The organism is Pseudomonas sp. GW456-E7 (assembly GCF_059424105.1).
In genome coordinates this window covers 1-20,620 of sequence record NZ_JBWKZB010000022.1, presented here as the reverse complement: position 1 = coordinate 20,620, position 20,620 = coordinate 1, and the positions used below count along the sequence as shown (strand labels likewise).

Genomic DNA, 20,620 nt, shown 5'->3' with positions numbered 1-20,620 from the left:
TTTGGCGCCACATACATGAATTGGGGCGCGCCCTTCGCGAGCAGGCTCGCTCCCACAGAGTCTACGGTTTACGCGAAATCCTGTGGGAGCGAGCCTGCTCGCGAAGGCGGCCGACCTGCCGCCGCGAAACTCAGCGCTTGGCGATGATGTACACCGCATGCACGATCCCCGGAATGTAACCGCACAACGTCAGCAGAATATTCAGCCAGAACGCCCCGCCGAATCCTACTTGCAAAAACACACCCAGCGGCGGCAACAGGATGGCGATGATGATGCGAATAAAGTCCATGGGGCAGCTCCTGATTGGGGGTGGACTCGTTCGAGCCCTACAGCTAATCGACCTGTGCCATTTGTCAGGGTTCAGTCCCTCTATTCCCAAGCTCCGCCCCTTCGTTGAATTTCGCAAACAAAAAAAACGCCCCACACCAAAAATGCCGGGCGTGAGGCGTGCGTATTACCGCGAGACGGTTCAGGAATGTGTGCAGGGCGCGTCGAGTCAGACGGCAATCCCTTTGCGGCACTGCAATTGCGCGGTGCGCACTCGGGAGAAGGCGCGCGCCAGGCGCAGGAGCATTTCATCGATGTTGGCGTTGCTGACATTCAGCGCAGGGGTAAAGCGCAGGCAGTCGGGTTGCGGGGCGTTGAGCAACAGGCCTTCGTAGAGCGCGGCCTTGACTACTGCGTCAGCGGAATCGTCCGACAGCGTCAGCCCCCACAGCAGCCCTTGTCCGCGCAACTCGCCGTGATCATATCGATGGGCCAAACGCCCCAAGCCTTCACGCAGGTGCTGACCGGCTTCTGCGACGTGCTTGAGAAAAGCCTTGTCCTGCACCGTATCGAGCACCGAAAGTCCCGCGGCGGTCATCAGTGCATTGCCATGATGGGTACCGGTCATCTCGCCGGGTTCGAAACAGCAAGCCTTGCCCCGCGCCAGCAGCGCGGCCAATGGCACGCCGCCGCCCAAACCTTTGCCGAGCACCACGATATCCGCCGTGACCCCGCAGGACTGTTCCGCGAGCAAGGTGCCACAACGACCGATGCCGGTTTGCACTTCGTCGAAGATCAGCAATATGCCGAGTTCACGGCACAGGCGTTCGACGCCCTTGAGGTAATGCGCGGTAGCCGGGATCACGCCGGCTTCGCTCTGGATCGGCTCGAGCATGATCGCGACGGTCCGTTCATCCACGGCCGCATGCAATGCCGGAAGGTCATTGAACGGGACATGGCTGAAGCCCGGCAGTTGCGGCTCGAATCGGTTGGCTAATGTCGAACTGTCCGACGCCGACATCGTCGCCAGGCTACGGCCATGGTTACCATTGTTGGCCACAATGATTCGCGACGCACCGCCGCGATGCTGTTGACCCCATTTGCGCGCCAGCTTTATCGCCGCCTCACAGGCTTCGCTGCCGGTATTGAGCAGGTAGGCCTGATCACTGCCGGTGCTGGCACACAGATGCTCGGCAAGTCTGAGCATGCCACGGTTATGCAGGCCGAAACCCGGATTGATCAGCGCTTGAGCCTGGGCAGTGATGGCGTTGACCAATACCGAAGGGCTGTGACCAAGGCTGTTGGCCCCGCCGCCCTGGGAAAAATCCAGGTACGCACGGTCATCGCTGTCCCACAACCATGAACCCTGGCCACGCACAAACACCTGTTTCGGCCGCTCGACACCGGGCATCAAGTACTCGCTGGAAAGACTGTTGTCTTTGGAAGGCAGGGAGGCGTCCATGACCAGATCATCAAGACTGGGAGGACTACGGCGCAGACTGAACAGATTCATCTGAAACAACCTCTTTTGAGGTTTTTTGCCTTACCTATGTAAACACCATCGAAGCAAAGGGTATTCATCGCGCTCTGTGGCCCTGTAAGCCCTGTGAATGCGGTTAGACTAGGCTCACGCAAGGCATTCAGCCATTTCGATTTCCCAGCATTTTCGATAAGTAATACTTATGGATTTCAAGCAACTGCGTTATTTCGTCGCGGTCTATGAAGAAGGCCATGTGGGCCGGGCCGCCGAGCGTCTGTCGATCTCCCAGCCGGCACTGTCCCAGCAAATCCGCCACCTCGAGCAAAACCTCGATGTGAGCCTGTTCGAACGCAACAGCAAACGCCTGTTGCCGACCCTCGCGGCCCACACGCTGTACAACCACGCCGTGCCTTTGCTCGATGGCCTGCAACGGGCACGGGAGGCGCTGGGCAACTTCAAGGGTCAGGCGCTGCGCACCCTGGCCATCGGTGTATTGCAGACCGTGCATACCAGCCTCGTTCCACAGATGCTCGAACGCGTGCGCAAGGCGCAGCCGCATCTTGTCGTGCAGATCTACGAACTGACTGGACTGGAAATCGAGCGGAGACTGCTCAACGGTTCTCTGGATATCGGCATCAGCTACCTGCCGCCCCGCCAACCTGGCCTGCATGGCGTGATGCTGTACGAAGATGAACTGACCCTGGTCATCCCGGCAGAGCACCCGCTGCGTGAATTCAAGAAAGTGTCCATGAGCCAGGCCGCCGAGCTACCGATGTTGCTGCTGGGCGAGGAATTTCAGATCCGGCAGATCTGGCAAACCCAATTGGCGAACCTCGGACGTCGACCACAGGTGCAAGCCGAACTGAACAACATGGCCGGCATCCTCGACAGCCTGCCGCACACACGCCTGGCGACGGTGCTGCCCGGACGCTCGCAAAAGACCCATGGCAACCACGAACTGCTGTGGAAACCCCTGAGCGAACCACGAGTCCCCCTGAAAGTCGGATTGGTGTGTCGGGATGTGCAACGGCAGCAGGCCTCGCTGGCCTTGCTGCGGACATTGCTGGAAGAAGTAATCAATGGCCCGGCTGAACGTTTGAACAGCGCGCAAGCCCTGGACGGGCTGAGCTAGAAACTTTTCTTCGGGCAAAAGAAAACCCCGCCGAAGCGGGGCTTTGCAGACTGTTTCCCTGACATCCATTTCACTCCGCCGTCCTGGCAGAATCCTACGTGTCCCTGTTGTTGCTTTGCGCTTCCTGCGCTACGTCCATGAGAAGTAGATTAGCCGTGGATCCAATTTGCATCTATGGGAGAACAGCAGCACGTTATGTAAGAGAATGCTTACACACCATTACGTCATCAGAATTGTCCGGCATCCAGCAGGAACAACGATTCGCTACCGGCTTTGACCGACGCGCTCAACGAGTGAATCCGCGGCAACAGACGGGCGAAATAGAACCGTGCGGTGCCTAGTTTGCTGGCGTAGAAATCGTCTTGCGCTTCCTTGCCCAAAGCGGCCTTGGCCATCAGGGCCCACATGTAGGCGTACGCCACGTAACCGAAGACCTGCAGATACTCGACCGATGCCGCGCCGATTTCGTTCGGATTGCTCTTCGCCCGGTCCAGCAGCCACGCGGTCAGTTCGTCGAGGGTGGTCACGGCGTCGTTGAGCGGCTTGGTGAACTCCACCAGGTCAGTGCTGGCCGTTGCGGTGAAGTGACGAATCTCATCGGCGAACAGGTTGTAGAACGCCCCGCCGGTGCCGACGATCTTGCGCCCGACCAGGTCCAGCGCCTGAATGCCGTTGGTGCCTTCGTAGATCTGGGTGATGCGCACGTCACGCACCAGTTGCTCCTGGCCCCACTCGCGGATGTAACCGTGGCCGCCGAACACCTGCTGGCCGTGAACGGTGGTTTCCAGACCGAGATCAGTCAGGAACGCCTTCGCCACCGGGGTCAGCAAGGCCACCAGGTCTTCCGCACGCTTGCGGGTGGCGGCATCTTCGCTGAACTTGGCGGTGTCCAGTTGCATCGCCACGTAGGTGGAGAATGCACGGCCACCCTCGTTCGAGGCTTTCATGGTCAGCAGCATGCGACGCACGTCCGGGTGAACAATGATCGGGTCAGCCACTTTGTCCTTGTTCTGCGCGCCAGTCGGCGAACGGCTTTGCAGACGGTCACGGGCGTATTCCACGGCGTTCTGGTACGAGCGCTCGCCTGTGGCCAGGCCCTGGATACCGACACCCAGGCGCTCGTAGTTCATCATGGTGAACATCGCCGCCAGGCCTTTGTTCGGCTCGCCAACCAGGTAACCCACGGCCTCATCGAAGTTCATCACGCAGGTCGCGGACGCCTGGATGCCCATCTTGTGTTCGATCGACCCGCAGTTCGCCGGGTTGCGCGCGCCAAGGCTGCCGTCGGCATTGACCATGAACTTCGGCACCAGGAACAGCGAAATGCCTTTCGGCCCCGCCGGTGCATCCGGCAACTTGGCCAGCACCAGGTGAATGATGTTTTCGGTGAGGTCGTGTTCGCCACCGGTGATGAAGATCTTGGTGCCGCTGACCTTGTAGGAACCGTCGGCCTGAGGCTCGGCCTTGGTGCGAATGATCCCCAGGTCAGTACCGGCGTGTGGCTCGGTCAGGCACATGGAACCGGCCCAGATGCCGGCGTACATGTTCGGCAGGTACGCGGCTTTCAGCTCTTCGCTGGCGTGGGCGTTGATCGACAGGCAGGCACCGGCGGTCAGCATCGGGTACAGACCGAACGACAGGCTGGCGGAGTTGACCATTTCTTCGACCTGGGCCGAAACGGCTTTGGGCATGCCCATGCCGCCGTAGGTCGGATCGCCACCGACACCGACCCAGCCGCCTTCCGCGTAGGTCTGATAGGCCTGCGGGAAACCCGCCGGCGTGGTGACGGCACCGTCGGCCCAATGGCATCCTTCCTCGTCCGCGGCACGGCTCAGCGGTGCAATGCTTTTGCTGGTGACTTTGCCGGCTTCTTCCAGGATGGCTTCGACCGTTTCCGCATCGACGGTCTCGGCCAGCGCAGGCAGTTCGGCCCAGAGTTTGGCGACCTCGAAAACTTCATTGAGGACGAAGCGCATATCGCGCAGGGGCGCTTTGTAGTCAGCCATGGCAAACCTCGCAAGATCTATACAGGTGATTCACAGGAAGAGTGTTTTCGTTGGGTCGGAGTGTACCCCAACAACTTTTAAGACACATAGGGTCAGCTCATGACTATTTTGTTATTTTTGGTCATCAACAAAAAAGCCCGCACAAGGCGAGCTTCTTTGTAGCGGATTTACATGTCTAAAGCGCAAACATCTCCGCTGGCAACTGCATCAGGCAATCGCTCCCCGCTTCGATGGCCGCCCGATGAGCGGTAGTGCGTGGCAACAGACGCTTGAAGTAAAACTCGCTGGTCGCCAGTTTGCCCCGGCAGAAGCCGGCATCACCGCTGCCAGCATCGAGCTGCGCCTGAGCCACCAGCGCCATGCGCAACCACAGGTAGCCGAGGATGATGTAACCGCTGTACATCAGGTAGTCCACCGACGCGGCACCGACTTCGTCCGGGTTTTTCATCGCCGCCATGCCGACCCTGGTGGTCAACTCGCCCCACTGCTGGTTCAGTTGATCAAGCTGCGCCACATACCCGGCCAGTTGTGGATGTTCGGCGTTCGCCGCGCAGAACTTATGGACGATCCTGGTGAACCCGCGCAGCAGCTTGCCCTGGCTGCCGAGTACCTTGCGCCCGAGCAAGTCCAGCGCCTGAATGCCGTTGGTGCCCTCATAGATCGGTGCGATCCGGCAGTCGCGTACCAGTTGCTCCATACCCCACTCACGAATGAACCCGTGGCCGCCAAACACCTGCATGCCATGGTTGGTCACTTCCAGGCCGGTGTCGGTCATGAAGGCTTTGCAGATCGGCGTGAGGAAGGCCAGCAGGTCTTCGGCTTCCTGGCGCGCCGTTTCGTCCGGGCTCAGGTGTGCAACGTCGAGTAACTGCGCGGTGAAGTAGGTCAGCGCGCGGTTGCCTTCGTTGAAGGCTTTCATCGTCAGTAACATCCGCCGCACATCAGGGTGCACGATGATGGGGTCGGCGGCTTTTTCCGGCGCTTTCGGGCCGGTCAACGAGCGCATCTGCAAACGGTCGTTGGCGTATTTGATCGCGCCCTGGAAGCTCGCCTCGCCCAGACACAGACCTTGCATGCCCGTGCCCAACCGCGCGTGGTTCATCATAGTGAACATGCAGTTGAGGCCCTTGTTCGGCTCGCCGATCAAAAAGCCCTTGGCCTCGTCGAAGTTCAGCACGCAGGTGGCGGAGGCCTTGATGCCCATCTTGTGTTCGATCGAGCCGCAGGACACGCCATTGCGCTCACCCGCTTCGCCCATCGCGTCGGGCAGGAACTTGGGCACGATAAACAGCGAAATGCCCTTGGTCCCGGCCGGTGCGTCCGGCAATTTGGCGAGCACCAGGTGAATGATGTTGGCGCTCATGTCGTGCTCGCCCGCAGAGATAAAGATCTTGCTGCCGGAGATCGCATAGCTGCCATCGGCCGCTGGCACGGCACGGGTCTTGATGATGCCCAGGTCGGTGCCGCAATGGGCTTCCGTCAGGCACATGGTACCGGTCCATTGGCCAGCGGTGAGCTTCTTCAAATAGGTCTGCTTTTGCGCCTCGGTGCCATGGGCGTGGATCGCCGACATCGCTCCGTGGGTCAGGCCGGGGTACATGCCCCATGAGGTGTTGCTGGAACCCACCATCTCGCTGATGACCAGGCCCAGAGAGATCGGCAACCCTTGGCCGCCGTAGACCGGGTCCGCCGCCAGGCCATGCCAGCCGCCCTCGACATATTGGGCGAAGGCCTGCTTGAAGCCCGCGGGTGTGGTGACCACGCCGTTGTCGAAATGGCAGCCTTCTTCATCGCCGCTGCGGTTGAGCGGCGACAGCACGTTTTCGCAGAACTTCGCGCCTTCTTCGAGGATCGCATTGACCATGTCCGGGCTGGCATCGCTGGCCCCCAGCGCGGCGTAGCTACTGTGAAAGTCGAAGACGTGGTCGATCAGAAAGCGCATGTCGCGCAAGGGAGCTTTGTACTCGGGCATGGTCATTCTCCGTCGGCAGTTTTTTCCAACCTACTGCCGCTGACACTACGCCACAATCAATGTCCAGTCGCTGAATGCGCGATCATCACTCAACCGTAGCGGCATCCATGCGCACGGCGCCACGGCGGTTCTGCCCGAACGCCATCACGCAGTTGCGCCCGGCGCCCTTGGCGCTGTAGAGCGCCTGGTCAGCGGATTTGAGCACCTCTTCCGGGGTGCGCTGATCGATCCGTTCGGCAACGCCGATACTGACCGTCACCGACACACTCGATGCGCCGGAGCCGGCACGCCGCTGGCGCCCCTGATTGTCGTCCTGCGGGCGGTTTTCCTGATTACGCAGCTGAATGTTGTAAGTGGCGATGGACTCGCGGATGACTTCCAGGTGCGGCATGCATTCTTCGAGCGTCTTGCCTGCAAACACCAGGGCAAATTCCTCGCCGCCATAACGATACGCCTTACCGCCACCGCCGATTTTCGACAGTTTGCTGGCCACCAGCCGCAGCACCTGGTCGCCGACATCGTGGCCGTGGGTGTCGTTGAATTTCTTGAAATGGTCGACGTCGCTCATCGCCAACACGTAGTTGCGTCCCAGCCGTTGCATGCGTTCATTCAACGCACGGCGGCCCGGCAGTCCGGTCAGTTCGTCACGGAAGGCCATTTGATAGGCTTCGTGGGCAACGGCGGCGGCGATCATCAGCATCACCTGGCTGCACATGATGTTCAGCGTGAACGGCAGGATGAAGGTTTTCGGCAGCATCCAGAACAACCCGAGCAACCCCACCAGTTGCGCGGCATGCAGTGGTCGCGGGTTGCGCCAGTATTGCCAGGCCAGCAGCACAAACGCGGCAATGAACACCGGATAGGACAACTGGATCAGGCTCATCCAGGCGCCATGCAAGGCGGGCCAGCGAATCTCCGACAACCAGATCAGCAGCGCATGTGGATAACTTTGCTCAAGCCCCAGCGCCACGCTGCCGACCGCCAGCAATACGGCGAAACGCGCCACCATGTCCTGGAACAGATGGGTGCGTTCCTGCCACGCCGCGAATACGCCAAACAACAATGGCAGCAGCAAGCAACACAGGTGAAAGACCACGGCGGCATCGTCACGCACCTTGCCGTTGTCGCGGTAAAAGTCGGTCTGGGTGTCGAGCAGGAAGTAGGCGATGTACACCGTGACCATCAGAAACAGTTCACGCTGGCGTCGGTACACCGCGCAATAGGCGCCACCGAGCAACAACACCAGGGTGGGCAGCACGTTGAAGAGCGAGGTGAAAAAGACGTTCAGATCCTTGATGTATGCAGCCGCAAGCCCCGCCAGCAACAGCAGTAATGACGGCAGGAAATGACTGAAACGTACAGCAGATGAGCGCGGCAAGGGTAAAGCTCCGACCCGTCAGATCAATAGATGGCAATGTGCCAACTACTGTAACGGCAGAAAGCCCGAGTTGCTGAGTGAATTACTGAGGTATTTTTCAAAGGGCGTTACAAACATTCATTCCACGGGCAACCCTTAAAGCAAAAAAGGCTCTTCACGCATTCCCGGGAAACTGTAGGAGCAGCCGGTCGACGCTCGATTGCTGGCGATGGACTCAAGTGCGCCGCGTTAATCCAGTTTATACGCGTGATCGTTAACGACCATCACCAGCAAGCTGGCTCCTACAAGGGGTCGTGCCCGCGCTCAAACCAGTGGAAGCCCCAAAAAAAAGCCGCTGGTCCCGAAGGAGCAGCGGCTTTTTCAAGTACTTCGTTAAGGCTTAGTAGCCCAGGTCGAAGTTCTCTTCTTTCATGTCCATCAGGTTGTTGGCGCCCGACAGCATGGTTGCGACGTGAGTGCGGGTACGCGGCAGGATGCGCTGGAAGTAGAAGCGCGCAGTCTGCAGCTTGGCGGTGTAGAACGCCTCTTCGGAAGTGCCGGCCGCCAGTTTCTCGGCAGCCAGGCGCGCCATGTCAGCCCAGAAGTAGGCCAGGCAGGCGTAACCGGAGTACATCAGGTAGTCCACGGAGGCCGCGCCTACTTCTTCGCGATCTTTCATGGCGGCCATACCGACCTTCATGGTCAGCTCGCCCCATTCCTTGTTCAGTGCAGCCAGCGGCGCGACGAACTCTTGAACCGCTTCGTTGCCTTCGTTGGTCTGGCAGAACTTGTGGACGATCTTGGTGAAGCCTTTCAGAGCCTCGCCCTGGGTCATCAGCACTTTACGGCCCAGCAGGTCGAGTGCCTGGATACCGGTGGTGCCTTCGTACAGCATCGAGATGCGGCTGTCGCGAACGTTCTGCTCCATGCCCCACTCGGCGATGAAGCCGTGGCCGCCATAGATCTGCACGCCGTGGTTGGCCGATTCGAAACCGACTTCGGTCATGAAGGCCTTGGCGATTGGCGTCATGAACGCCAGCAATGCGTCGGCTTTCTTCTTCTCTTCTTCGTCCACGCCGTACTTGACGATGTCGACCTGCTTGGCGGTGAAGTAAACCATCGCACGGTTGCCTTCGGCGAAAGCCTTCATGGTCAACAGCATGCGGCGTACGTCAGGGTGTACGATGATCGGGTCAGCGGCTTTGTCCGGCGCTTTCGGGCCAGTCAGCGAGCGCATTTGCAGACGGTCGCGAGCGTATTTCAGGCCGCCCTGGAAACCGACTTCAGCGTGGGCCAGGCCTTGCAGCGCGGTACCCAGGCGAGCGGTGTTCATGAAGGTGAACATGCAGTTCAGGCCTTTGTTCGCCGGGCCGATCAGGAAACCGGTGGCGCCGTCGAAGTTCATCACGCAGGTGGCGTTGCCGTGGATGCCCATCTTGTGTTCCAGGGAACCGCAAGACACGGCGTTACGCGTGCCAACCGAGCCATCGGCGTTCGGCAGGAACTTCGGCACGATGAACAGGGAGATGCCTTTGGTGCCAGCCGGAGCATCCGGCAGGCGGGCCAGTACGATGTGGACGATGTTGTCGGCCATGTCGTGTTCACCGGCCGAGATGAAGATCTTGGTGCCGGAGACTTTGTAGGAACCGTCGGCCTGAGGCTCGGCCTTGGTGCGCAGCATGCCCAGGTCGGTGCCGCAGTGCGGTTCGGTCAGGCACATGGTGCCGGTCCATTCGCCGGAAACCAGCTTGGTCAGGTAAGCCTCTTGCTGCTCAGGGGTGCCGTGCTCGGAGATGGTGTTCATCGCACCGTGCGACAGGCCCGGGTACATGCCCCACGACCAGTTGGACTCGCCGACCATTTCACTGATGGCCAGGCCCAGGGATTCCGGCAGGCCTTGGCCGCCGTGCTCGACGTCGTGAGCCAGGCTCGGCCAGCCGCCTTCAACGAATTGCTTGTAGGCTTCCTTGAAGCCAGTCGGCGTCTTAACGCCGGACTCGCTCCAGGTGCAACCTTCGAGGTCGCCCACACGGTTCAGCGGAGCCAGTACCTGCTCACAAAACTTGGCGCCTTCCTCGAGAATGGCGTCAACCATGTCCGGAGTTGCGTCGGCACAAGCCGGAAGGCTCTGATAGTGCGCTTCGTAGCCGAGCAGTTCGTCACGAACGAAGCGAATATCACGCAAGGGGGCCTTGTAGTCAGGCATAGCGATAAACCTCTGCTGATGTAACCGGGAATGAACGACCGCATTGATTTGTTGTTGCGATCAAACAGTTGTTTGAAACATACGTTTACGCCCAAATCTTGTCAAGCGTCGATCTTTTGCCGTTCGTCATCGCAGGATCGGACATTCAGGCACACGACACCGCCGCCGCGCTGCCGAAGCAGCCCGCCATCCTGAAAAGATTAGTTGAGCAAGAAAGACTTACGCACAAAAACGCCGCGAACAGGCGCGGCGCTGGAAGGTGCGGATTGGGCAAGGAATCAGGCGTAGGTATCGATCAATGTTCCGAGCACTTCATCGGCGGCCTTGGCGACTTTCACGCCCAGCTCCGCCTGAATCTTGCCTTGGGCCATTTCGACCACGTTGCTGGCCAGGTCCGATTGCTGGCTGCGATCAACCGATCTCAGCCGATCGACCTGCGCCTCGGAGGATTGGCTGGTGACCGAACGCTCAATGGTGGTGTTGGCGATCTGCCCAGCGGCTTGATCGACACGGTTCTGCCCTGCCTGAAGGGTGCTCAGACCGGCATAAAAAGCGGTATTACCTGAGATTTCCATGGGAGAACTCGTCCTTGCAAAGGATCAACGACAGCCATTGAAGCAGAGTGGCTGGCAAAACACCCGTCAAAAACACTAATGGCACAGTGCCTTGTCATAGGCAAAGCCCGCATTGCCAGACGTCAGTCCAACAGATCCAGTTGCAAGTGCTCGGCCACGGCTTCTGCCGTCACGGCCTTGAGTTTGGGCACACGCCCCAGGCACGGCGCCGGGAGGCGTTCGGCCAGGGTGGCGAGGTTTTCTTCCAGCCGCGAGGTCTTCGGGTCGATGATGTTGGCCACCCATCCCGCCAGTTGCAAACCGTCCCGGGCGATCGCTTCGGCGGTCAACAAGGCATGGCTGATACACCCCAGGCGCACGCCGACCACCAGGATCACCGGCAGCTGCAACGCGATGGCGAGGTCCGACAGATTGTCCTGATCCGCCAAGGGTACGCGCCAGCCGCCAGCGCCTTCGATCAGGGTGAAGTCCGCCTGCAGGCCCAAAATCTGCCGCATCGGCGCCAGCAACGACTGCACCGTCAACGCCACGCCCGCCTCCCGTGCCGCCAGATGGGGAGCAATGGCCGGTTCGAAGGCCACCGGATTGACCTGTGCGTACGTCAGCGGCAGCGAACACTCCGCCATCAAAGCCAGTGCATCGGCGTTGCGCAAGCCTTTGGGCGTCACATCGCATCCGGACGCTACCGGCTTGCCCGCCGCCGTGCTCAAACCCGCCGAACGCGCCGCATGCAGTAGCCCTGCAGCGACCGTGGTTTTACCGACATCCGTATCCGTGCCGGTGATGAAATAGGCTGCGCTCATAAGGGTTTCTCCAAAATGGCGTACACCACTTGATAAGTCGCCGGCAGGCCTCGGGCCTGACGAAACTGCTCATAAGCCTCAATCAAGCCCAAAATCCGCGCCCGGCCGGTCAAGCCACCCGGTCGACCGGGATTGAGATTGTGCGCACCCAGTGCCTTGAGCTCATGGGTCAGGCTGCGCACATCCGGGTAATGCAGCACATGCGGCAGGTTTTGCAGACTGACCATCCTCAAGCCGCTGGCCGCACACAACTGCTGATAAACACCAAACTCCCGGAAGCGATTGACGTGCACCATGCCATCGACCTGTCGCCAGCTGTCGCGCAATTCAAACAACGTCCCTGTACAAAGACTAGCAAACGCAAAAATGCCACCCGGTTTCAGCACTCGATAAGCTTCACTGAGCACCGAGTCGAAGTCCGCACACCATTGCACCGCCAGGCTGGAGAAGATCAGGTCGCAGGTCGAGTCCTGCAGTGGCAAACGCTCGGCATCGCCGGCCACGAAATGCGTGGCACCGCCCAACGGCCGGGCGTGGTTGAGCATGCCTTCGGCGATGTCCAGCGCCACACCGTGACTGCCCGCAAACCGCTCACCCAAGGCACGACTGAAATGCCCGGTTCCGCAGCCCAGGTCCAGCCAGCGCTGCGGTACGAAGTCCTGCGCCAAGCGTCCGAGCAATTGGCTGCCCACATCACGCTGCAACTCGGCCACGCTGTCGTAGCTTTGCGCCGCGCGGGAGAAAGATGCAGCGACCTGGCGTTTGTCGGGCAAGCCGCCGGGCAGGTTGGGAAGAGATAAATCAGTCATCGCCGGACTCATGCAAAAAGGCCTGGATCGCCCCCGCCACACCGTGGGGATCTTCCAGAAGAAACGCGTGACCGGCCTGCTCAATCAGACCGATTTCTATATCCGGCAGCAACGCCAGCAAATCGCCCGCCGCCTCCGCCGGCACCAACCCGTCGAGACCGGCGAATAGATGCAGTTGCAGACCGCGGAACGATTGCATTGCCTGCCGTGTATCCAGTTGCGCAAGCACTTGCAGACCGCTCAGCAGCACTGGCGCGGCCGTGTTCGGTGCGCCAGCGAGCAACAGCCGCGACAATCCGCGCGGGTCTTCGGCGCCCTGGGCGCAGAGCAGTGAAAAGCGTTTCAAGGTCGCGCGCGGATCGGCTGCACATCCCGCCAGAAACGCATCGAAGGTTTCCCCAGGCATGGCGGCCGACCAGTGTTCATGCGCGACAAAAGAGGCGTTGCTGGCCAGTGTGAACACGCCGCAGCAGCGATCGCCACGCCGGGCCGCCAGTTCGCAGGCGAGCATGCCACCCAATGACCAGCCGCCCAGCCAGGCGTCTTGCGGCAACGTCGCATCAAGCTCATCGAGCCACTCTTGAAGATCGCTCGACTCCAGGTCAGGCAACGGCTCGATTTCGACGCGCAAGTGCTCGTCCAGGCCGCGCAAAGCCGCAGCCAAAGGCTCCAGCGGTGAAACGCCGAGGCCCCAGCCGGGCAGCAGAATCAAACGATCACGCATGGCTTGGCTCCGGCTGCAGTTGTTGAAAACAATCGGCCAGTCCGTTTAACAATAGCTGCACCTGGGCCTCGCTGTGGGCTGCCGTCAGCGTGACCCGCAGTCGGGCGCTGCCAGCAGGCACGGTCGGCGGGCGAATCGCCGTCACCATCAACCCGCGCTCGCGCAACATTTGCGAAAGACGCACCGCGCGCCCGGCATCGCCGACCATGATCGGTTGAATCGGTGTGAAGCTGTCCATGAGTTCCAGGCCGATCTGCTCGGCACCCTGGCGGAACTGGCGGATCAGCGTCTGCAAATGCTCGCGGCGCCAGTGTTCGCTGCGCAGCAGTTCCAGGCTTTTCAACGTGGCGCAGGCCAGCGCCGGAGGCTGGCTGGTGGTGTAGATGTAAGGCCGGGCGAACTGGATCAGACTTTCGATCAGCTCTTCGCTGCCGGCCACAAAAGCGCCCGCCGTACCGAAGGCTTTGCCGAGGGTGCCGACCAGCACCGGAACGTCTTCCTGGCTCAAACCGAAATGCTCGACGATGCCGCCACCATTGGCGCCCAGCGGTCCGAAACCATGGGCATCGTCGACCATCAACCAGGCGCCCTTGGCCTTGGCCTCTCGGGCCAGTGCCGGCAAGTCGGCGATATCGCCGTCCATGCTGAACACGCCGTCGGTGACCACCAGTGTATTGCCGGTGGCTTTTTCCAGGCGTTTGGCCAGGCTCACCGGGTCGTTGTGCAAGTAGCGATTGAACCGCGCGCCGGACAGCAGCCCCGCGTCGAGCAGCGACGCATGATTGAGCCGGTCTTCGAGCACCGTATCACCCTGCCCCACCAGCGCCGTGACCGCACCGAGGTTAGCCATGTAACCGGTGGTGAACAGCAACGCGCGTGGGCGACCGGTCAGGTCGGCCAAGGCTTCTTCCAGGGCATGGTGCGGGGCGCTATGGCCGATGACCAGATGTGAGGCGCCGCCGCCCACCCCCCACTTCAAAGCGCCGGCACGCCAGGCTTCGATCACTTGTGGATGATTGGCCAGCCCCAGGTAGTCGTTGTTACAGAACGCCAGCAACGGCCGGCCATCAACCACCACTTGCGGCCCCTGCGGGCTTTCGAGCAGCGGACGCTGGCGGTAGAGATTTTCGGCACGACGGGCAGCAAGGCGTGCGGCGAGATCGAAAGACATGCAGGCCTCGAAGTTCAGATCACAGAAATCAAAATGAATGCGATCCCTGTGGGAGCGAGCTTGCTCGCGATGGCGGCGTCACATTCAACATTGATGTCGACGGACCTGACGCTATCGCGAGCAAGCTCGCTCCCACAGGGGTTTTGCATTCATTCAGTGGACGCAGTGGTTGCTCAAACCGCCGCGTTATAGAACTGCTCGCTGCTCTTCTGCTCCACCAGCGCCTGCTCGATAGCCGCCTGATGCACTTCATCGGCGTGCTCTTCGCGGGCTTCCGGCAGGATGCCCAGGCGCCCGAACAATTGCATGTCCTTGTCGGCCTGCGGGTTGGCGGTGGTCAGCAGTTTCTCGCCGTAGAAAATCGAGTTGGCACCGGCGAAGAACGCCAGAGCCTGCATCTGCTCGTTCATGGCTTCGCGGCCGGCGGACAGGCGCACGTGGGATTGCGGCATCAGGATGCGCGCGACCGCGAGCATGCGGATGAAATCGAACGGGTCGACGTCGTCGGCATTTTCCAGCGGCGTACCGGCGACTTTCACCAGCATGTTGATCGGCACCGACTCCGGATGCTCCGGCAGGTTGGCCAACTGGATCAGCAGGTTGGCGCGGTCGTCCAGCGACTCGCCCATGCCGAGGATGCCGCCGGAACAGATCTTCATCCCCGACTCACGCACGTAGGCCAGGGTTTGCAGGCGCTCGCTGTAGGTGCGGGTGGTGATGATGCTGCCGTAGAACTCCGGCGATGTATCGAGGTTGTGGTTGTAGTAGTCGAGGCCGGCCTTGGCCAGCGCCTCGGTCTGGTCCTGATCCAGGCGACCGAGGGTCATGCAGGTTTCCAGGCCCAGGGCTTTCACGCCTTCAACCATCTTCAGTACGTACGGCATGTCCTTGGCCGACGGGTGCTTCCACGCCGCGCCCATGCAGAAGCGGGTCGAACCGATGGCCTTGGCGCGAGCGGCCTCTTCGAGGACCTTCTGCACCTCCATCAGTTTTTCTTTTTCCAGGCCAGTGTTGTAGTGACCGGACTGCGGACAATATTTGCAATCTTCCGGGCAGGCGCCGGTTTTGATCGACAACAGGGTCGAGACCTGAACGCGGTTGGCGTCGAAATGTGCGCGGTGCACCGTCTGCGCCTGGAACAACAGGTCATTGAATGGCTGAACGAAGAGTGCTTTGACTTCGGCCAAAGACCAGTCATGACGCAGGGTTGCAGTGGTGCTGGCGCTCATGGGTGTTTCCTTTGAATTATGCTTTGGCATGCGGCAGGGTCATGGAATGTCACAGCCGCCTCACAGATGTTTCGGCATATTTAAGGAAGAGCGATGCGCTGTCAACCACATAACAAAGGACTGGTTTACATCTGGTCAAAAAACAAACAGTCGTGTCTTTTGTGCGATGAGCTCGCCGACGGCATCGTCCCTGTCTGCACGGCCTGCGAAACCGAGTTGCCCTGGCTGGGCGATCACTGCCGTACCTGCGCCCTGCCGCTTCCGGCCGCGGGCCTGACCTGCGGCCATTGCCTGAAGCAGCCACCGGCCTTCGAACAGGTGATTGCCCCCCTGGACCTACAGCTTTCCGGTTGACAGCCTGATCACCCGCTTCAAACACAATGCAAAGTGGCCGTTTGGCCGCTTGCTCGCCGAACTTCTCGCTCAATACCTGCAACATCGCTTCGAAGATGATCTGCAGCGGCCCCATGCGCTGATTCCGGTACCGCTGGCCAACCGGCGCCTGCGCCAGCGCGGGTTCAACCAGGCAGCCATGCTGGCCCACTGGTTGAGTGACGCCCTGGACATTCCATGCGACGAACGGTTGCTGCTTCGAACCCAGGACACCGGTGCCCAACAGGCCTTGAATGCCCAAGCGCGGCGCAGGAATTTGCGCAACGCTTTCAGCCTGATACCCGGTGCCGCCGTCAAGGGCCGGCACCTGGCCCTGATCGACGACGTTCTCACCACCGGTGCCACGGCCCAGGCCCTGGCCTGGCTGTTGATCGACGCCGGTGCAGCGCGGGTCGACGTCTATTGCCTGACCCGCACGCCCAAACCCGGCGAGACAACCTGACTTGACTCGCGCGTCCCAAGCCGCCAACGTCCTCCCCATCGCCACCACCCAAAGCGACTTGCCATGTCTTTGCCCACCTTGTTGTCCCAGCACATTGTCCGCCGTCCGCAGCGCATCGCCCTGCTGCAGCACATCGCCGAGCAAGGCTCGATCACCCGTGCGGCAAAAAGCGCGGGCCTGAGCTACAAGGCTGCCTGGGATGCCATCGATGAGCTGAACAACCTGGCGCAGAAGCCGTTGGTGGAGCGGATTGTCGGCGGCAAGGGTGGGGGCGGTGCCCGTCTCTCCATGGAAGGCGAGCGGGTGCTGCGGCTGTACCAGAAGCTGCAAGCCTTGCAGGCCCAGGTGCTGGAAGCCGCTGAAGATGCCAGCGACCTCGACCTGCTCGGGCGCTTGATGCTGCGCACCAGCGCGCGCAATCAGTTACACGGCAAGGTAATGGCGATTGAGCCCCAGGGACGCAACGACCTGATTCGCCTCGAAGTCGCCGAAGGCTTGATCGTCGATGCGCAAATCACCCACGACAGCACCGAGCGCCTGGAACTGCAAATCGGTACCGAAGTCGTGGCCTTGATCAAGGCCGGCTGGCTCGATTTGCTGGAGATCGATTCAGCCGAAACGCCGGGAAACAATTGCCTGAAAGGCACCATCGAGAAGATTCTCGACGCCGACGATGGCCCCAGCGAAGTGCGCATCACCCTGCCTAACGGCCTGACCCTGTGCGCGCTGGACGAACCAACGCACCTGCGGGCATTGGGGTTGACCTGCGGCAAACCGGTGCGCGTGGAGTTTTCGCCCTCCAGGGTTCTGCTGGGTACGCCGCTTTAAGCAAACTGCAACAAAAGGTTCATTACTCACCATTAAGGTGTCTGCAAAACCGCAGGGAGCCTGAAGTGAGCCTATTAGAAGAAAACCAGTCCACCGACCTCGAAACCATGGTCGGCCTCAGTCGTCGCAGCTTCATCAGCGCAGGTGCCCTGTGCGGCGCGGCGATGTTCCTCGGCGGCAACCTGCTGAGCCGCAGTGTGATGGCCGCCAGCGTCAGCGCCGGTAACAGCCAATTGCTGGGCTTTGACAGCATTGCCGCCGCCACCAGCGACGCCATCACCCTGCCACCGGGCTACAAGTCCTCGGTGCTGATCAGCTGGGGCCAGCCCCTGCACAAGGACGGCCCGGCGTTCGACCCGAGCGGCAACGGCAGCGCCGTGCATCAGGAAGCCCAGTTCGGCGACAACAACGATGGCATGAGCCTGTTCGAATTTCCGGGCGAAAAAGACCGCGCGCTGATGGCGATCAACAACGAATACACCAACTACCGCTACCTCTACGCCCACGGCGGCATGCCGCAATCGGCGGAAGACGTGCGCAAGGCGCTGGCCTGCGAAGGTGTGTCGGTGATTGAAGTGCAGCGCAAGAACGGCCAATGGCAATTCGTCCAGGGCTCGCGCTACAACCGCCGCATTCACGGTAATGCGCCGATCACCCTGAGCGGCCCAGCCGCCGGTCACGCACTGCTGAAGACCAGCGCCGACCCCCACGGCAAGAACGTTCTCGGCACGTTCCAGAACTGTGCCAACGGCAAGACGCCGTGGGGCACCTATCTGACCTGTGAAGAAAACTTCACCGACTGCTTCGGCAGCAGCAACGCCGAGCAGAAATTCGACCCGGCGCAAAAACGCTACGGCGCGGTGGTGACCAGCAAAGAAATCAACTGGCACCAACACGACGAGCGTTTCGACCTGGCCAAGAACCCCAACGAACTCAACCGTCATGGCTGGGTGGTGGAGATCGATCCGTTCGATCCGCAGTCGACGCCGGTCAAACGCACCGCCCTCGGCCGCTTCAAACACGAAAACGCCGCCCTGGCCGAAACCGGCGATGGCCATGCCGTGGTGTACATGGGCGACGATGAGCGCGGCGAGTTCATCTACAAATTCGTCAGCCGCGACAAGATCGACCACAAGAACCCCAAGGCCAACCGCGACATTCTCGATCACGGCACCCTCTATGTGGCGCGTTTCGATGCCGGAGACGGCAACGCCGATCACCCGAAAGGCCAGGGTGAATGGATCGAACTGACCCACGGCAAAAACGGTATCGACGCCAGCAGCGGTTTTGCCGATCAGGCCGAAGTGCTGATCCACGCCCGTCTCGCCGCCAGTGTGGTGAAAGCCACGCGCATGGACCGCCCGGAATGGATCGTGGTCAGCCCCAAGGACGGCCAGGTCTACTGCACCTTGACCAACAACGCCAAGCGCGGCGAAGACGGGCAACCGGTGGGCGGACCGAACCCGCGGGAGAAGAACGTCTACGGCCAGATCCTGCGCTGGCGCACCGAACGCGACGATCACGCCTCACACACCTTTGCCTGGGACCTGTTTGTGGTGGCCGGCAACCCGGCCGCACATGCCGGGACGCCAAAGGCCGGCTCGTCGAACATTACGCCGCAGAACATGTTCAACAGCCCGGACGGCTTGGGCTTCGACAAGGCCGGACGCTTGTGGATCCTGACCGACGGTGATGTGAGCAACGCCGGTGACTTTGCCGGCATGGGCAATAACCAGATGCTCTGCGCTGATCCGGCGACCGGCGAGATTCGCCGCTTCATGGTCGGGCCGGTGGGCTGCGAGGTGACCGGGATCAGCTTCTCGCCGGACCAGAAAACCCTGTTCGTCGGAATCCAGCACCCGGGTGAAAACGGTGGCTCGACCTTCCCCGAGCATCTGCCCAATGGCAAGCCGCGGTCTTCGGTGATGGCGATTTCGCGGGAAGATGGTGGGATCGTCGGCGCCTGATCCCGCCTCTTCGCGAGCAAGCCCGCTCCCACATTTGACCGAGTTAATTCAGGAGACTGCGGTCGAATGTGGGAGCGGGCTTGCTCGCGAAGACGTCATCCCGGACAACACTCATATCAAGCCCAAACACTATAGAAGCCCCGTCTGCGCTACCATGCCTGGCCGGACGCAGCAGCCTGCTGCGCGCAGGAGTCAGCATGGCCCACCCGTTTGAAACCCTTACGCCAGACCTCGTGCTCGATGCCGTCGAAAGCATCGGCTTTCTCAGCGACGCGCGCATCCTGGCGCTCAACAGCTACGAGAACCGCGTCTATCAGGTCGGCATCGAAGACGCCGAGCCACTGATCGCCAAGTTCTACCGGCCGCAACGCTGGAGCAACGAAGCGATTCTGGAAGAACACCAGTTCACCGCCGAACTCGCCGATTGCGAGGTGCCGGTCGTGGCGCCGTTGATTCACAACGGTGAAACCCTGCACGAACACAGCGGTTTCCGTTTTACCCTGTTCCCCCGCCGCGGCGGCCGCGCACCGGAGCCGGGCAACCTCGATCAACTGTATCGCCTGGGCCAGTTGCTCGGACGCCTGCACGCGGTCGGCTCGACCCGGCCGTTCGAGCACCGTGAAGCGCTGGCGGTAAAAAACTTCGGCCATGACTCGCTGGCCACGTTGCTCGACGGCAACTTCATCCCCCGCAGCCTGCTGCCGGCCTACGAGTCGGTGGCCCGAGATCTGCTCAAGCGTGTGGAAGATGCCTACAGCAACACGCCGCACCAGAACATCCGCATGCACGGTGACTGCCACCCCGGCAACATGATGTGCCGCGACGAGATGTTCCATATCGTCGACCTCGACGACTGCCGCATGGGCCCGGCGGTACAGGACATCTGGATGATGCTCGCCGGTGATCGCCAGGATTGCCTGAGCCAGTTGTCGGAACTGATGGATGGCTACAACGAATTCCACGACTTCGACCCGCGCGAACTGGCGCTGATCGAGCCCTTGCGCGCCCTGCGCCTGTTGCACTACAGCGCGTGGCTCGCCCGTCGCTGGGACGATCCCGCGTTCCCCCGCAGCTTTCCGTGGTTCGGCACCGAGCGTTACTGGGGTGATCAGGTATTGGCTCTGCGCGAACAACTGGCGGCGCTCCAGGAAGAGCCACTAAAACTCTTCTGACAAACACAGACCCCATGTGGGAGCGGGCTTGCTCGCGAAGGCGGCGTGTCATTCAACATTGATGTCGACTGACACGCCGCCTTCGCG

Annotated in this window: 16 protein-coding genes and 1 pseudogene; 5 read left to right on the top strand and 12 right to left on the bottom strand. The window is 61.0% G+C overall.

All coding sequences use genetic code 11. The features are described 5' to 3' along the window. Nucleotides 1-130: 130 nt before the first annotated feature. Complete coding sequence (locus AC07YV_RS15690; protein WP_003228885.1) at nucleotides 131-289, bottom strand: YqaE/Pmp3 family membrane protein; 159 nt, start codon at nucleotides 287-289, stop codon at nucleotides 131-133. Nucleotides 290-496: 207 nt separating this feature from the next. Next, a complete protein-coding gene (locus AC07YV_RS15685) occupies nucleotides 497-1,780 on the bottom strand; it encodes an aspartate aminotransferase family protein (protein ID WP_102700161.1) in 1,284 nt (427 codons plus the stop codon). Between the two features lie 169 nt (nucleotides 1,781-1,949). Here AC07YV_RS15685 and AC07YV_RS15680 point away from each other — a divergent pair, with 169 nt between their 5' ends. Continuing rightward, entirely contained in the window at nucleotides 1,950-2,879 is a 930-nt protein-coding gene (locus AC07YV_RS15680) for a LysR family transcriptional regulator (protein ID WP_102700160.1), read from the top strand. 227 nt (nucleotides 2,880-3,106) lie between these two features. Here AC07YV_RS15680 and AC07YV_RS15675 read toward each other — a convergent pair whose 3' ends face one another. From AC07YV_RS15675 to bioB, 10 genes are all read right to left on the bottom strand, one after another. Next, on the bottom strand, nucleotides 3,107-4,885 hold the full coding sequence (locus AC07YV_RS15675; RefSeq protein WP_102700159.1) for an acyl-CoA dehydrogenase C-terminal domain-containing protein: 1,779 nt from the start codon (nucleotides 4,883-4,885) through the stop codon (nucleotides 3,107-3,109). A 175-nt stretch (nucleotides 4,886-5,060) separates the two neighbouring features. Continuing rightward, a complete protein-coding gene (locus AC07YV_RS15670) occupies nucleotides 5,061-6,857 on the bottom strand; it encodes an acyl-CoA dehydrogenase C-terminal domain-containing protein (RefSeq protein WP_102700158.1) in 1,797 nt (598 codons plus the stop codon). A gap of 85 nt (nucleotides 6,858-6,942) precedes the next feature. Continuing rightward, a complete protein-coding gene (locus AC07YV_RS15665) occupies nucleotides 6,943-8,235 on the bottom strand; it encodes a GGDEF domain-containing protein (RefSeq protein ID WP_102700157.1) in 1,293 nt (430 codons plus the stop codon). A gap of 379 nt (nucleotides 8,236-8,614) precedes the next feature. Further along, entirely contained in the window at nucleotides 8,615-10,420 is a 1,806-nt protein-coding gene (locus tag AC07YV_RS15660; RefSeq protein WP_015097094.1) for a phenylacyl-CoA dehydrogenase, read from the bottom strand. Between the two features lie 278 nt (nucleotides 10,421-10,698). Next, complete coding sequence (locus tag AC07YV_RS15655; RefSeq protein ID WP_102700156.1) at nucleotides 10,699-10,995, bottom strand: pyrroloquinoline quinone biosynthesis protein PqqE; 297 nt, start codon at nucleotides 10,993-10,995, stop codon at nucleotides 10,699-10,701. A 122-nt stretch (nucleotides 10,996-11,117) separates the two neighbouring features. Next, nucleotides 11,118-11,798 carry a dethiobiotin synthase gene (gene bioD, locus AC07YV_RS15650; protein WP_102700155.1) on the bottom strand — a complete coding sequence of 227 codons (681 nt, stop codon included), beginning with the start codon at nucleotides 11,796-11,798 and terminating at the stop codon, nucleotides 11,118-11,120. Next, nucleotides 11,795-12,607, bottom strand: a complete 813-nt coding sequence (gene bioC, locus AC07YV_RS15645) for a malonyl-ACP O-methyltransferase BioC (RefSeq protein WP_102700154.1) — start codon at nucleotides 12,605-12,607, stop codon at nucleotides 11,795-11,797. Before bioC ends, bioD begins: the two co-directional genes overlap by 4 nt. Next, nucleotides 12,600-13,331: an alpha/beta fold hydrolase gene (locus AC07YV_RS15640; RefSeq protein ID WP_102700153.1), complete on the bottom strand. Its 732-nt coding sequence runs from the start codon at nucleotides 13,329-13,331 to the stop codon at nucleotides 12,600-12,602. Before AC07YV_RS15640 ends, bioC begins: the two co-directional genes overlap by 8 nt. Further along, a complete protein-coding gene (gene bioF, locus AC07YV_RS15635) occupies nucleotides 13,324-14,502 on the bottom strand; it encodes an 8-amino-7-oxononanoate synthase (protein ID WP_102700152.1) in 1,179 nt (392 codons plus the stop codon). Before bioF ends, AC07YV_RS15640 begins: the two co-directional genes overlap by 8 nt. A gap of 173 nt (nucleotides 14,503-14,675) precedes the next feature. Beyond that, a complete protein-coding gene (bioB, locus tag AC07YV_RS15630; protein WP_102700150.1) occupies nucleotides 14,676-15,731 on the bottom strand; it encodes a biotin synthase BioB in 1,056 nt (351 codons plus the stop codon). A gap of 93 nt (nucleotides 15,732-15,824) precedes the next feature. On the opposite strand from bioB, the pseudogene AC07YV_RS15625 reads away from it, so the two are divergent. The 4 genes and pseudogenes from AC07YV_RS15625 to AC07YV_RS15610 all read left to right on the top strand — a co-directional run bounded on the left by AC07YV_RS15625 (nucleotide 15,825) and on the right by AC07YV_RS15610 (nucleotide 20,533). After that, nucleotides 15,825-16,566 (top strand): annotated as a pseudogene (locus tag AC07YV_RS15625) (ComFC family protein). Nucleotides 16,567-16,629: 63 nt separating this feature from the next. Further along, nucleotides 16,630-17,394, top strand: a complete 765-nt coding sequence (locus AC07YV_RS15620; RefSeq protein ID WP_102700149.1) for a TOBE domain-containing protein — start codon at nucleotides 16,630-16,632, stop codon at nucleotides 17,392-17,394. Nucleotides 17,395-17,459: 65 nt separating this feature from the next. Then, nucleotides 17,460-19,361 carry a PhoX family protein gene (locus AC07YV_RS15615; protein ID WP_102700148.1) on the top strand — a complete coding sequence of 634 codons (1,902 nt, stop codon included), beginning with the start codon at nucleotides 17,460-17,462 and terminating at the stop codon, nucleotides 19,359-19,361. A 197-nt stretch (nucleotides 19,362-19,558) separates the two neighbouring features. Then, on the top strand, nucleotides 19,559-20,533 hold the full coding sequence (locus AC07YV_RS15610) for a serine/threonine protein kinase (RefSeq protein ID WP_007980356.1): 975 nt from the start codon (nucleotides 19,559-19,561) through the stop codon (nucleotides 20,531-20,533). The last annotated feature ends 87 nt before the right edge of the window (nucleotides 20,534-20,620 follow it).

What these genes read in the sequence shown, in the direction of transcription:
- AC07YV_RS15690 (WP_003228885.1), bottom strand. Translation starts at nt 289, where the DNA reads ATGGACTTTATTCGCATCATCATCGCCATCCTGTTGCCGCCGCTGGGT.
- AC07YV_RS15685 (WP_102700161.1), bottom strand. Translation starts at nt 1,780, where the DNA reads ATGAATCTGTTCAGTCTGCGCCGTAGTCCTCCCAGTCTTGATGATCTG.
- AC07YV_RS15680 (WP_102700160.1), top strand. Translation starts at nt 1,950, where the DNA reads ATGGATTTCAAGCAACTGCGTTATTTCGTCGCGGTCTATGAAGAAGGC.
- AC07YV_RS15675 (WP_102700159.1), bottom strand. Translation starts at nt 4,885, where the DNA reads ATGGCTGACTACAAAGCGCCCCTGCGCGATATGCGCTTCGTCCTCAAT.
- AC07YV_RS15670 (WP_102700158.1), bottom strand. Translation starts at nt 6,857, where the DNA reads ATGCCCGAGTACAAAGCTCCCTTGCGCGACATGCGCTTTCTGATCGAC.
- AC07YV_RS15660 (WP_015097094.1), bottom strand. Translation starts at nt 10,420, where the DNA reads ATGCCTGACTACAAGGCCCCCTTGCGTGATATTCGCTTCGTTCGTGAC.
- AC07YV_RS15655 (WP_102700156.1), bottom strand. Translation starts at nt 10,995, where the DNA reads ATGGAAATCTCAGGTAATACCGCTTTTTATGCCGGTCTGAGCACCCTT.
- bioD (WP_102700155.1), bottom strand. Translation starts at nt 11,798, where the DNA reads ATGAGCGCAGCCTATTTCATCACCGGCACGGATACGGATGTCGGTAAA.
- bioC (WP_102700154.1), bottom strand. Translation starts at nt 12,607, where the DNA reads ATGACTGATTTATCTCTTCCCAACCTGCCCGGCGGCTTGCCCGACAAA.
- AC07YV_RS15640 (WP_102700153.1), bottom strand. Translation starts at nt 13,331, where the DNA reads ATGCGTGATCGTTTGATTCTGCTGCCCGGCTGGGGCCTCGGCGTTTCA.
- bioF (WP_102700152.1), bottom strand. Translation starts at nt 14,502, where the DNA reads ATGTCTTTCGATCTCGCCGCACGCCTTGCTGCCCGTCGTGCCGAAAAT.
- bioB (WP_102700150.1), bottom strand. Translation starts at nt 15,731, where the DNA reads ATGAGCGCCAGCACCACTGCAACCCTGCGTCATGACTGGTCTTTGGCC.
- AC07YV_RS15620 (WP_102700149.1), top strand. Translation starts at nt 16,630, where the DNA reads ATGTCTTTGCCCACCTTGTTGTCCCAGCACATTGTCCGCCGTCCGCAG.
- AC07YV_RS15610 (WP_007980356.1), top strand. Translation starts at nt 19,559, where the DNA reads ATGGCCCACCCGTTTGAAACCCTTACGCCAGACCTCGTGCTCGATGCC.